Source organism: Micromonospora sp. WMMD987 (assembly GCF_029581435.1).
In the GTDB taxonomy this organism is placed as follows: Bacteria; Actinomycetota; Actinomycetes; order Mycobacteriales; family Micromonosporaceae; genus Micromonospora; species Micromonospora rifamycinica.
Map to the genome: position 1 here is coordinate 5,693,494 of NZ_CP120861.1, position 12,109 is coordinate 5,705,602.

General features: G+C 72.9%; 13 protein-coding genes and 1 pseudogene. 8 read left to right on the top strand and 6 right to left on the bottom strand.

All coding sequences use genetic code 11. The annotated features are described in order from the left end of the window. Positions 1–17: 17 nt before the first annotated feature. Entirely contained in the window at positions 18–608 is a 591-nt protein-coding gene (locus O7612_RS24010; protein ID WP_282267529.1) for a TetR/AcrR family transcriptional regulator, read from the bottom strand. Between the two features lie 77 nt (positions 609–685). Between O7612_RS24010 and O7612_RS24015 the strand changes: the two genes are divergently transcribed. Continuing rightward, positions 686–1,639: a 2-dehydropantoate 2-reductase N-terminal domain-containing protein gene (locus O7612_RS24015; RefSeq protein ID WP_282267530.1), complete on the top strand. Its 954-nt coding sequence runs from the start codon at positions 686–688 to the stop codon at positions 1,637–1,639. A 151-nt stretch (positions 1,640–1,790) separates the two neighbouring features. On the opposite strand, the pseudogene O7612_RS24020 reads toward O7612_RS24015, so the two are convergent. Together O7612_RS24020 and O7612_RS24025 are read right to left on the bottom strand one after the other, a co-directional pair. Beyond that, positions 1,791–2,015, bottom strand: a pseudogene (locus O7612_RS24020) (hypothetical protein); the annotation flags it as partial. Positions 2,016–2,023: 8 nt separating this feature from the next. Continuing rightward, positions 2,024–2,200, bottom strand: coding sequence for a hypothetical protein (locus O7612_RS24025; protein WP_282267531.1), 177 nt, complete (start codon positions 2,198–2,200; stop codon positions 2,024–2,026). A gap of 470 nt (positions 2,201–2,670) precedes the next feature. Here O7612_RS24025 and O7612_RS24030 point away from each other — a divergent pair, with 470 nt between their 5' ends. The 7 genes from O7612_RS24030 to O7612_RS24060 all read left to right on the top strand — a co-directional run bounded on the left by O7612_RS24030 (position 2,671) and on the right by O7612_RS24060 (position 8,651). Further along, positions 2,671–3,555 carry a helix-turn-helix transcriptional regulator gene (locus tag O7612_RS24030; protein WP_282267532.1) on the top strand — a complete coding sequence of 295 codons (885 nt, stop codon included), beginning with the start codon at positions 2,671–2,673 and terminating at the stop codon, positions 3,553–3,555. Beyond that, positions 3,552–3,749, top strand: a complete 198-nt coding sequence (locus O7612_RS24035; RefSeq protein ID WP_282267533.1) for a DUF397 domain-containing protein — start codon at positions 3,552–3,554, stop codon at positions 3,747–3,749. The genes O7612_RS24030 and O7612_RS24035 overlap by 4 nt, the downstream gene beginning before the upstream one ends. A gap of 145 nt (positions 3,750–3,894) precedes the next feature. Further along, the gene (locus O7612_RS24040; RefSeq protein WP_282267535.1) at positions 3,895–4,434 is read left to right on the top strand and encodes a DUF4240 domain-containing protein; all 540 of its coding nucleotides are present in this window, start codon (positions 3,895–3,897) and stop codon (positions 4,432–4,434) included. A 189-nt stretch (positions 4,435–4,623) separates the two neighbouring features. Then, positions 4,624–5,883: an ATP-binding protein gene (locus tag O7612_RS24045; RefSeq protein WP_348774250.1), complete on the top strand. Its 1,260-nt coding sequence runs from the start codon at positions 4,624–4,626 to the stop codon at positions 5,881–5,883. Then, on the top strand, positions 5,873–7,159 hold the full coding sequence (locus O7612_RS24050) for a hypothetical protein (protein ID WP_282267538.1): 1,287 nt from the start codon (positions 5,873–5,875) through the stop codon (positions 7,157–7,159). The genes O7612_RS24045 and O7612_RS24050 overlap by 11 nt, the downstream gene beginning before the upstream one ends. Continuing rightward, positions 7,129–7,845, top strand: coding sequence for a response regulator transcription factor (locus O7612_RS24055; RefSeq protein WP_282267539.1), 717 nt, complete (start codon positions 7,129–7,131; stop codon positions 7,843–7,845). The genes O7612_RS24050 and O7612_RS24055 overlap by 31 nt, the downstream gene beginning before the upstream one ends. Before the next feature lie 77 nt (positions 7,846–7,922). Next, positions 7,923–8,651: a hypothetical protein gene (locus O7612_RS24060; RefSeq protein ID WP_282267540.1), complete on the top strand. Its 729-nt coding sequence runs from the start codon at positions 7,923–7,925 to the stop codon at positions 8,649–8,651. Positions 8,652–8,710: 59 nt separating this feature from the next. Here the strand turns inward: O7612_RS24060 and O7612_RS24065 are convergent, their stop codons facing one another. The 3 genes from O7612_RS24065 to O7612_RS24075 all read right to left on the bottom strand — a co-directional run bounded on the left by O7612_RS24065 (position 8,711) and on the right by O7612_RS24075 (position 11,986). Continuing rightward, the gene (locus tag O7612_RS24065) at positions 8,711–9,460 is read right to left on the bottom strand and encodes a lysophospholipid acyltransferase family protein (protein ID WP_282267541.1); all 750 of its coding nucleotides are present in this window, start codon (positions 9,458–9,460) and stop codon (positions 8,711–8,713) included. 94 nt (positions 9,461–9,554) lie between these two features. After that, a complete protein-coding gene (locus O7612_RS24070; RefSeq protein WP_282267543.1) occupies positions 9,555–11,615 on the bottom strand; it encodes a glycogen debranching N-terminal domain-containing protein in 2,061 nt (686 codons plus the stop codon). Beyond that, on the bottom strand, positions 11,615–11,986 hold the full coding sequence (locus O7612_RS24075) for an SCP2 sterol-binding domain-containing protein (protein ID WP_067303075.1): 372 nt from the start codon (positions 11,984–11,986) through the stop codon (positions 11,615–11,617). The genes O7612_RS24070 and O7612_RS24075 overlap by 1 nt, the downstream gene beginning before the upstream one ends. Positions 11,987–12,109: the final 123 nt, after the last annotated feature.

A 12,109-nucleotide genomic window follows, 5' to 3' on the forward strand; every position in this document is an offset into this window, starting at 1 on the left:
ACACCGGCGCGGGCCGCTCACCGCGCCGTCTGGCGCAGACCGGCGAGCACGAGGGTGATCACCCCCTCCGCATCGGCCCGATACGCCGGGTGCCCGTACGCCGCACAAATCCCCTGAACAGCCATCATGACCGCACCCGCACCCACGTCGTCCCGGATGCTCCCCGCCCTGACGGCGGCCCCCAGCAGGTTGTCGATGACCTCCCCCAGCGCCTGGGCACCCTCGGCCACGACGCCCGACTGGGTGGCCATCAGCGTCGACAGGGTGCGGGCGAGCCCTTCGTGAATGTGCAGGTGGTCGACGAAGCCGCGCAGGAAGGTCTCCAGCGCCTCGTCGGCGGGGAGCGTGGCCTGCATCTCCCGTGCCCGGTCGCAGATGGCCCGGAGTTCTTCCCGGTAGACCGCTTCGGCCAGGGCTTCCCGGGTGGGGAAGTGCCGGTAGAGGGTGCCGGTGCCGACCCCGGCCAGCTTGGCGAAGTCGTCGAAGCGCAGGTCGAAGCAGCCGTCGGCGAAGAGTTCGCGGGCCTTGGCGATCAGGGCGTCGCGGTTGCGGCGCGCGTCGGCCCGCAGTGGCTTGGCGTCGGCGCGCAGCGGCTTGGCATCGGTCATGCGGGGGCCTCACGTTGACAAGTGGAGACTGTCTCCATATTTTGAAAGTGGAGATAGCCTCCGATTATACCGGTGAGGTGCGCGTGAAGATTTTGATGTTCGGCCGGGGCGTGATCAGCGCGACGTACGGATGGGCGTTGGAGCAGGCCGGGCACCAGGTCGAGTTCTACGTCCGACCCGGGCGGGCGGCGGCGTACGGCGACTCGATCGACCTCGACCTGCTCGACGTGCGGCGGCGGCCGTGGGGCAGGCGGGTCGTCGGGAAGTGGCCGGTGCGCTACCGCGAGTCGGTGGAGCCCGGCCACGACTTCGACCTGATCGTGCTGAGCGTGCAGCACTACCACTTCGCGGAGGCTGCGGCCTACCTGGGGCCACGGGTGGGCGGGGCCACGGTGCTCGTCTTCAACAACCTGTGGGTCGAGCCGTCGACCGCGACGGCACACCTCCCCGCCGACCAGGTGGCCTGGGGCTTTCCCGGGGCGGGCGGCGGGTTCGGCGACGACGGGGTGCTGCGCGCGGCACTGCTGCCCGTGGTCTTCCTCGGCACCATGGACCGGCCGCCGACCGGCCGTGAGCAGGCCGTCCGCCAGGTGTTTCGCGGGGCGGGGCTCAGGATCCGGGAGAACTCCGACTTCCGGGGCTGGCTGTCGGTCCACTTCGCCCAGAACGCGGGCCTGCACACCCAGAGCCTGCGGCGGGGCTCGCTGTCCATGCTGACGACCGCCGACGTACGCGAGGCGATCCTCGCCACCCGCGAACTGCTACCGCTCGTCGAGGCGCGCGGCGTCGACCTGCGGCGGCACCGCGCCGAGCTACGGCCCTTCACCGCGCCGCTCTGGCTGGCGGCACCGGCGCTCTCGCTGCTGTTCAGTCGCTTCCCGCCGATGCGCAGGGTGATGCAGGCCCACGCCAACCCCGAGGAGCTGCGCGCGGTCTGCCGTGACACCCTCGCCGAGGCCCGCAGGCTGGGCGTGCGGGTACCCCGACTGGAAGCGGCCGAGCCCCACTTCGCCAGCGCGGACACACCCTGACGCTCCGTCACCCCCGACCGGCCGCACCCCGCCCGCCGTCCGAGGTCCGCCGTACCGCCGGCACCCCGACCGAACCCCTCCCGCCGGCCGTCATCCCGGCCGGAGCAGGCCCCCGGCGTACGTTGGGCGGCACCCCCACCCGGCTCGGCGCGCGAGGTGTCGGCGCGGGCCGCACCACCTCCAACCCCGCCGGTTGTACGTAGATCGAGCGCCGGGCCACCGCGTCCCCCTTGGCGTTGAGCTGGTAGACGTCGAGCCAGCACCACCCGTCGTAGGTGATCCAGTCGAGTACCCGGATCACCCGGCAGCTGATCGGCCGGAGGAACTGCACACTGGCCGCCCGCCCCACGATCACCAGGTCACCCGCCTTGGGCAGCGGCGCGCTCACCGTCGCCCCCAGACGTGCCGGAACCTGCGCCACTGCCTGATCCGGTGCCGGGCGGCCTCCGCGACCGGGCAGAACCCGGCCTCGGCACACTTCCCGCAACGGCTGCGCCGGTGCTGGTCCAGGCAGTCCCACGCCAGCCAGACCAGCAGCGGTACCCCGCGCCGGGCCGTCACGACGCCACCCCGGGCCGGTCTCCGCCACCGCGCAGGGCGCGGCCGGGCAGAGCGCGGCGGCCGACGCGGCAGGGCAACTCCGCACGGTAGGGCAACTCCGCGCCGCAGCGGCACACCCTGCGCCACCGGGTCGGGCTCCGGGTCGGCCGGTGCCGTCGGACCAGGGTCAAGGTCAGGGCGGCGGCGACGAGAGGGTCCTCATGGGTGGCACACATCGGGTTTCCTTCCCCGGAAATAGCGCCGCCCCGCCCGCGCGCTATTCGCAACGAGCGGGACAGCGGGCTATTGTCGACGCCTTTTCTGACGCCCCCGGATCACGTCCGGTGATTCACACACTGCGACACGACCAACACCTTGCGCAACACCTCACCCGCCCCCTAATGTCGGGTCGATTTGACGCACGAGGAACGGAGGACAGAAATGGCGGAGAAGAAACAACTGCTGTTGCACCAGCGGTGCGGTGATGTTGCATGACGGATGAAACAAGCGGCTCCACCGTCCCCCGCCGGCAGCTCGGCCGGCTGCTCACCCAGCTCCGCGAGGACGCCTCGGTCTCGCTGGACAGCGCGGCCGAGGGGCTGGACTGCTCGCGGCAGAAGGTGTGGCGCATCGAGAAGGGCCTGGTGCCGGTCCGGGTGGTGGACGCCCGCGCCATGTGTGCGATGTACCGGGTACCGGAAGAGATGACGTCGATCGTCGCCGGCCTCGCCAAGGAGACCCGCGCCAAGGGATGGTGGCATTCCTACGGTGAAGTCGTCCCATCGTGGTTCTCGCTCTACGTCGGCCTGGAATCATCGGCCTCGACACTGCGCCAATACGACGCGGAACTGATCCCGGGTCTGCTCCAAACCCGCGAGTACGCGGCAGAACTATTCCGCCGCAAGAATCCCACGATGAGCGCGGAGGAACGGGAAAAGCTGGTCGAGGTACGGATGCAGCGCCAGCACGTCCTGGTGCGCCGGCTGCCCAGCGCGCCCACCCTCAGGGTGGTGCTGAGCGAGGCGGTGCTGCGGCGCACCATCCCCGACCGCCAGGCGATGGCCGGGCAGCTACGCCACCTGCTCGACATGGCCGCCCTGCCGAACGTGAGCCTGCGCGTCCTGCCGTTCACCGCCGGCCCGCCGCTGGCCAGCGAGACGGGCACCTTCGTCCTGCTGGACTTCCCGCAGGCGTTCGGGCGGGCATCGACCGAGCCGACTACCGTCTATCTGGAGAACATCACCGGCGCGCTCTACCTGGACAAGCCGGCAGAGGTCGCCGCCTACGACCGTGTCTGGGTCGACCTGGAGACCCTCGCGGCGGACGAGGCGGCATCAGAGAAAATGATCACAGCGATCATCGAGGAGCGAGCATGAACGACCTGGCCGGTGCCGTCTGGCGCAAGAGCACCCGCAGCGGCGGGAGCGGCGGTAACTGCGTCGAGGTGGCCGACAATCTGCCCGGCGTGATCGGCGTACGGGACAGCAAGGACCAGGCCGGTCCGGCGCTGCGGTTCTCCCCGACCGCCTGGTCCGCCTTCGTCCACCAGGCACGCCACGGGCTGCGCTGAGTGCCTCCGGGGCCGCCCGCCAACGGGCGGCCCCGCCCGCACCGGCAACTCCCCCACCGGCACGCCCCCGCCAGCACCGGCAACGACCCTGCCCGCACCGGGAACGGGGGCGGAAACGTCGGGGCGGCCCGCTACCGTGCGGCCCATGAGTGACACGGAAACCGCGAACCGCCTGCCCACGGCCGAGGAGGAGGCCCGGTTCTGGGGCCTGGTGGAGGCCGCCTGGCAGCGGCTCGGCCCCGAGGCCGCCGCACTGCGCCGGGCGCTGCTCACCCGCGACCCGGCCGCCGACGACGACAGCGCCTCCGCGCTCGACACCTGGCGGGACGCCTTCCTCGACCAGTTGGGCCAGCTCTGCGCCGACCTGTCCAGCCCCGACCTCACCGACCTCGACCGGGTGGTCGAGCGCAAGCTGTACGATATCGACCGGGCCGACGTGCACGCGGTGATCGACGGCTCCGACGACGGTTTCCTCTACGGCCGGGGGCACGTCGTGGCGCTGGGCCGGGAGTTCTACGAGGCGGTCCGGGCCGACCCGACGCGGGCGGTGCCCGACGGCCACCTCCAGGGCATCTGCTACCTCTTCGCCCACCTGCACGACCAGCGGTTCGGCGACTGGCCCCGGACCGGCTCCGGCATCTCCCGGGAGTCGTTCAGCAACCCGGCGGGCTGGGCGGAGCAGTGAGCCACCCTCGGCCACCCTGGCGTGGCTGCGCCGCTGACCAGCGACGACGGACGACCCGGGGAAGCGGACGCAACGCGACACGCCGCATACCATTGGTGAACATTTAGGGCTGCTCGTGTTATTCTCCGGCGTCGATGCACCGCCGAGCAGACCCGGACGGGTCACCGCCCGAAGGACGCACTTCTCTTGATGTCGGCCGTTTCCGCTCCGACCTCGTCACCGTCGTTGCTGGATCGGCCGGCGGGTGGCGCGTTGCAGCTCATCTTCACCACCCTGCCGGCGATGCTCCGGTTGACCTGCGGCCTGTTCGGCGCGGTGACCGCGCTGGCGGTACGCACCACGCCGGTCCGGGTGCCGTTGCTGCTGGCCACGGTGGTCGTGCTGACCGGCTGGTCGGTCTTCTACGCGGCGCGGGCGCTGTGGGTCGGCATCGGTCCCGGGATGGTCGCCGGGGACGTCGCGCTCACCGTCGGGGCGAGTCTGCTGGCCCCGCTGCTGGTCGCCCCGGAGGTGCTGCCGGGCGAGGGTAGCTGGCTCGCCGTGCTGGCCAGCACCACGGTGATCAACGCGCAGGCCACCGCGCCGGTCCGCTGGTCGGTGCCCGCCGGCCTGCTGGTCACCGCCGGGTACGCGGTCGGCACCTCGGCCGCCGGCAACACCGTCGAGGCGTCCGCGCACGCGGCGACCCTGCTGGTGCAGACGGGGTGCGCGGCGATGATGGCGGCGGTGATGCGCCGGTGGATCGGCCGGGCCGACGCCGCCTTCACCGAGTTCCAGCGGCTGCGCCGGGAGGCGGTGCTGGCCCGGACGATCCGCGAGGTGGAACGGCGGCAGAACCGGGACCTGCACGACACCGTGCTGTCCACGTTGACCATGGTCGGGCTGGGTGCCCTGCCGGCCGGCTCGGCGGCGCTGCGCCAACGGGCCGCCGCCGACCTGCGTACCCTGGTCGGGCTCGCGAACGCCCGCTCCGCACCGCCGACCGGCCCGGTCGGCGTCCCCGCCGGCCCGCCCCGGGCCGCCGCAGGCCCGCAGGCGACGAGCGGGTCGCCCCCGGCCACGGTCGGCCCGCCCGGTGTCGACGCCGGCCTGCGCGCGTTGCTCGACACCCACCCCGAGCTGCGGGTGACTGCCACGTTGCCGCCCTGCTCGGCTCCGGCGGGGGTGACCGTCGCGCTGGTCGACGCCACCGCCGCCGCACTGGCCAACGTGGCCCGGCACGCACCGGACGCCGCCGTGGTCGTCCGACTGGGCGGCGACGACGGCCGCGTCGTGGTCGAGGTGGTCGACGACGGTCCCGGTTTCGACCCGGCCGCCGTCCCGGCCCACCGGTACGGGCTACGCGAGTCGATCCAGGGCCGGCTGGCCGACGTCGGCGGGCGCGCGGAGGTGACCTCCGCCCCTGGCGAGGGCACCCGGATCCGGTTGGAATGGCCGCATGTCGACTGACCTCCGCGCGCCGGCACCGGTCCGCGTACCCGGGGCGGCGGACCCGGCGGCGGCGGACGGGCCAATGGTCGACGGGCCGGCGACGGACGGGCCGGCGACGGACGGGCCGGCGGTCGACGGGCCGGCTCTGGACGTGGCCCGGTTCTCCGACCGGGGCGCCCGGATCGCGGCGGTCGCCATCGCCCTGGTCTGGCACATCGCGGTCGGGCTGCCGGCCGTGCTCGGCGCCTGGTCCGAGCTGGCCGCGCCGACGGTGGTCGCGGCGGGCTGGCTGACCGCCGCCCTCGTCGGCGGGTACGCCGCCCACCGGCTGCTGCACGGCGCGCTGCCACCGGCGTTGCCCCTGGCGACGCTGTTGCTGGCGGTGGACGCGGCGGTCTTCACGGCGGCCGGCGAACGGCAGCTCTTCGCCGCCGCGAACTGGGCGTGGACCGGGCTGGCCTGGTTCCTCGTGGTGGTGCTCTGGGGTCGCCCGATCCGCTGGATGATCCTCCTGCTGGTCGGTCACGCGCTGATCGCGCTCGCCACGCTCGTCGGCGACGGCGCGACCGCCCCGGCCGACCTGACCCGCTTCACGATGTACGTCTACGGCACGTCGTCGCTGCCGGTGGCGGTCTTCACCGGGGCCGCGGTGATCGCCACCCTCGCCCGGGACCGGGCCGGCACGGCGGCGGCGACCCTGGCCGTACGCGCCGAACGGGACGCCGCCGAACGGGCCTGGGCGGACCGCCGTAGCAGGCTGGCGCTGGTCGGCGGGGCCGCCGAGCAGGTGTTGGCGGAACTGGCCGACGGTCGTGCCGACCCGGCCGACCCGTTCGTGCAGCGGCGGTGCGTGCTGGCCGCGACCCGGCTGCGCCGGTTGATCGCCGAGGCCGACGACGTGCCGGACCCGCTCCTGCACGAGCTGCGGGCCGCCGCCGACCTGGCCGAACGGAATGGGCTGCCGATCGAGCTGATCGCCGTCGGCACGCCGCCGCCGCTGCCCGTGGAGGTCCGCCGCCGACTGGCCGACCCGCTCGCCGCCGCGCTGGCGGACGCCACCGGCTGGGCCCGGCTGACCGTGGTGGCCGGTCCGGACGAGGTGGCGGTCAGCCTGGTCGCCCCCGACGTGACCGGCCCTCAGGCGGTCGTCCCGCAGGCGGACAGACCGGAGGTGAACGGCCCGGGGACGGCCGGGCCGTCGGCCGAGCCGGCCGGCGACGACGAGCAGGTGGAACACCTACACGAGCGGGACGGGGAGATCAGGTGGACGCAGACCCGATGGCGCAGGCCATGAGTGGGGAGCGGCCCGTCGGGGTGTCGATCGTCGACGACCACCCGGTGGTGATCGACGGGGTACGGGCGTGGCTGACCACCGAGCCCCGGCTCCGGGTGCTCGCCACCGGGGACGACCCCGACCTGGTGCTGCGCACCGCGCCGGAGGCCGACGTGATCCTGCTGGATCTGCGGCTACGCGGACGGATGGTGCTCGACAAGCTGGCCGAGCTGAGCGCCGCCGGCCACCGGGTGGTGGTCTACTCCGAACACACCGACCCGGCGACGATGCTCGCCGCGCTCGACGCCGGGGCGACCGCGTTCCTGGCCAAGCACGAGGGGCGGGAACACTGCGTGGCGACCGTGCTGGCCGCCGCCAGCGACCGCCCGTACGTGCCGCCGACCCTGGCCGGGGCGATGGTGGGGGATCCGCGCCCCGACCGGCCCGCCCTGTCGGACAAGGAACGGGAAGCGCTGCTGCTGTGGTTCCAGTCGATGTCGAAGGCGTCGGTGGCCCGCCGGATGCAGATCAGCGAGCACACCGTCAAACAATATGTCGACCGGGCGCGGATCAAGTACACCCGTGCGGGTCGCCCGGCCGCCACGAAGGCCGCGCTGCTGGCCCGCGCGATCGAGGACGGACTCGTCCGGCCGGAGGAGATCGGCACCTACCGGTCACAGGCGTCGTCCGACCGGCCGACCCCCTAACGGGTGTCATGACAGTGCGTCACCGTTCGGCAAGGCTAAGCGCCGAAGACCACTGCGCGGGGGGGGAGGTCGTGACGATGCGCGAGGACATGTCCCCGTTCTTCATCGCGCCACATCGGTTCGACGCACCGGAGGACAACTTCGCCCCGGTGCTCGACCGGCAGCACGAACTGGTCCTGGAGCCCGGTGAACGGGTGCTCGGCCGGTACCTCACCTCGGTGGCCGGCTGCCTGCTGAGCCCGACCGGCACCCGTCGGCAGTGGGTGTTGCCGGCTCCCGCCTCGGTCACCGTCACCGACCGTCGCCTCGCGTACGTCTGCCTCGCCGGTGACCTGGCCCTGGTCGCCGGCAAGATCGATGCGACGGGGGTCCGGCACCGGCGGAACGTCCGGCTGCCCCGCCTGGTCAGCGGGCAGGTCTGCTGGCAGTGGCCGTCCCGGCTGGAGCTGCGCCCCACCCCGTCGTCCGAAACGGACGGTCCGCTGCCCGAGGCGGAACTGCTGGTGGTCTGCGACGCGCTGCGGACGATCCAGCAACCCACCCTGGCCCTGGGCGGTCAGGTCGGCCCGGTGACCGAGCTGGCCCGGCTGATCCGCCGGACGGTGGCCTGCTTCCGGGTCTCCCGCCCCGAGCTGGTGGAGCTGGCACCGCCGGAGCGGGACGTGCTGATCCGGCGGGCCACCGCCGCCCCGGTGACCGGTGAGGGGCGGGTGACCCTGCCGGGTTCCCTGCCGGTGGAGTTCCTCTCCCGCGACGACTACTACCGTCGCCCGCAGCCGGCCGGCAGGGACGCGGTCGGTAGCTGAGCCGTGCCGGACGGCACGGGCACCCCGGCGCAGCCACCCGCCGCCAGCGGCCGCGCCGGTCAGGAGGCGGTGGAGCGGCGGGGACGGCGGTCCAGCTCGGCGGCCTCCTGCGGGTTGGGCGCGGTGCCGCCCAGGTGGGCCGGCTGCCACCAGGTGTCGTCCGGGCCGGACGGCTTGTCCGGGTACTCCCGCTGGGCCCGGTCGACCAGCGCGCTCAGCCGGGTCTTCAGCTCCGCCGTCATCGTGTTGGCGTCCGGGTAGGCGGTCGGGTCCATCGGCTCGCCGAGCAGGATGGTGACCGGGGTGTGCCGCCGGGTCAGGGTCTTCGGCCGGCCCTTGGTCCACAGCCGCTGGGTGCCCCACAGCGCCACCGGCAGCAGCGGCACCCCGGCCGTCTGCGCCATCCGGGCCGCCCCGCTCTTCAGCTCCTTGACGGTGAAGGAACGGCTGATCGTCGCCTCCGGGAAGACCCCCACCACCTCGCCGCGTCGCAGCGCGTCCACCGCCGTGTTGTACGACCCGACCCCCGCCGCGCGGTTCACCGGGATGTGCTTCATGCCACGCATCAGCGGGCCGGAGACCTTGTGGGCGAAGACGTCGTGCTTGGCCATGAACCGGACCAGCCGCCGCGACGCGTGTGCCCCGTACCCGCAGAAGATGAAGTCGAGGTAGCTGACGTGGTTGCTGGCCAGCACCGCCCCACCGGTCCGGGGCACGTGGTGGCTCCCGTCGACGGTCAGGCGCAGGTCGAGGACCCGGAACAGCGTCTTGGCGGTGGCGATCACGGGCGGATACACGAGTTCCGGCATCCGGGCACTTTACCGCGTGTGAGCGACGCGACCGCAGGGACGCAGCCGGCGCGGCCCCGCCACCGGTTCGGCCGGCGTACCGGCGGTGCTGCCGTCAGTCGGCCAGCTTGTGCAGATCGAGGCGGCCCCGGGCGAAGGCGTCGACCCGTCCCCAGCGGCCCGGGATGTCCAGCACCTCGATCCGGCCCATCCCGACCGGCAGCACCGGCTCGACCGCCAGGTGCCCCTCGTGCGGCTCCAGGCCGAGCATCGTCCGCAACAGCAGCAGCGGCGCCCCCGTCGACCAGGCCTGCGGGCTGCACGCCGTCGGGTACTCGACCGGGAACTTGGTCTGCTCCCGGCGGTAGCCGCCGAACGCCTCGGGCAGCCGCCCGTCGAAGTAGGTGGCCGCGTCGAGGATGCCGTTGGCGATGACGGCCGCCTCCTCGGCGAAGCCGTACCGGCGCAGCCCCCAGGCGATGAAGGAGTTGTCGAACGGCCAGATCGTGCCGTTGTGGTAGCCGATCGGGTTGTACCGCACCTCCCCCTCGGCGAGGGTGCGCACGCCCCAGCCGGTGAACAGCCGCGGCCCCACCAGGTGCTCGGCGATCCGCTCGGCCCGGTCGTCGTCGACGATCCCGCTCCACAGCAGGTGCCCGATGTTGGAGGTGAGCACGTCGCACTGCCGGCCCTCCGGGTCGAGGGCCAGCGCGTAGTACTCCCCGTCGGCCACCCACCAGTCCCGGTTGAACCGCTCCTTCAGCGCGGCGGCCTCCCGTTCCAGCCGGTCGGCGAACGCCGGGTCGTCCCAGAACTCCCGGGCCATCCGGGCCGCCCGCAGCTTCGCGTCGTACGCGTAGCCCTGCACCTCGCAGGTGGCCCGGGGAAACGGCGGCAGGCTGCCGTCGGCGTACGAGATGGAGTCCCAGGAGTCCTTCCAGCACTGGTTCTCCAGGCCGGTGTCGGTGTTGCGCCGCTCGTACCAGATGTAGCCGTTGCCGGCCAGGTCGGCGTAGTCGTCGATCCACCGCAGCGCGGCCCGGCACTCCCGTTCCAGCTCCCGGACCAGCGCGACGTCGCCGCTCCACCGCTCGTACTCGTCGAGCAGGACGACGAAGAGCGGGGTGGCGTCCACCGAACCGTAGTACGGCGAGTGCGGCTGCTCCTCGAAGGCGGCGGTCTCGCCGTAGCGCATCTCGTGCAGGATCCGGCCGGGGTCCTCGTCGCGGAAGTCGTCGAACCGGGTGCCCTGCAACGACGCCAGGATCCGCAGGGTGGTCTTGGACAGCTGCGGGGCGAACGGCAGCACCTGGAGGCAGGTGAGGATGCTGTCCCGGCCGAACATGGTCATGAACCAGGGCAGGCCGGCGGCGGGCAGGGTCTGGCCACCCAGCGACAGCGGCGCGAAACGCAGCGCCGCCAGGTCGACCAGACTCCGCCGGTAGGTGGCCGCCACCTGGTCGTGCTCACTGTTGACCTTGGGAGCCTGGGCGATCCACTCCTCCAGGTCGTGCTGGAGGGCGAGCCGCTCGTGGCCGTGCACCGTCACCCCCAGCCGCAGGTCCCGCCCGCCCGGGCCGATCGCGAAGGTCTGCACGTCGATCTCGGCGGTCCACTCCTCGTTGGGCTCCAGGTGCACCGAGTACGCGAAGCCGTTGCGGTCGTACCGGGCCGGCCGGGACGACGAGATGACCGTCTCGCGGCGGAAGTTGCCCCGCCGGTAGCCCAGTCGCAGCCGGTCGGACTCCGCCTCGGCGTACAGCTCGCCCTTCTTGTTCAGGATCTCGTCCTTGACCTGGAAGAGGTCGGCGAAGTCGGCCCCGGCGTCCATCCGGACCTCCAGGTCGACCGCCTTCTCGTCGTGGTTCAGGATGGTCAACTGCTCGCGGAAGCTGCCGCCGACCGCGCGTTCCCGGATGATCGACAGCTTGGCGTCGACGTAGTGGGTGGCCATCCCGGGCACCAGGAAGAACCGCGCCTCGTAGTACTGGAGGTCGTCGTAGGACAGGGCGTTGAGCCGTTCCCCGTTGACGGTCAGCACCCAGCGGGACAGGAACCGGACGTCCAGCGAGAACAGTCCGGTCGGCTCGCTCGGCGTCGCCTCGATGTCACCGGTCTCCTCGGAGACGACGAACGTGTTGCCGTCCAGGATCCGGACCGTGTTGCCCTGTCCCATCACCGCACCTCCCGCTGGTGGAGCCGACGCGGCCCCTGGGCGTCCGGCGGGCCGGGGAAGATCCGTTCGATCTGCACCACCAGCCGGGCGTCCCCGGTCACCGTCATGTCACCGCGCAGCAGCGCCGCCAGGCCGTCCTCCCGACCCGCCGCCATCTCCTCGAACAGCGCCGGGGTCGTCCCGATGACCGTGTCGGCCTCCCGGTCCTCCTGGCTGACCGCCACCTCGCCCCGGTCCACCCGGAGCAGCCAGTGGGTGGTGTGCGCCCCCTCGTGCAGGTCGAAGCGCAGCGTCCCGACAGCCTTGTCCAGCAGCGGTTCGTAACCCCGCCGGTCCAGGCCCTCGAAGAACCTCGTGGTCGCGTCCACCATCGGGCCTCTCCCCTGTCCGCCTGCCAGTGACCGCAGGGGTGTCCCCGGCCGGCCCGTCGTCAACCTCACCCGGATCGGGTGAGCCGCCTCCGGGACGGGCGGCGGCCAGGCGGCCGGCGGCGA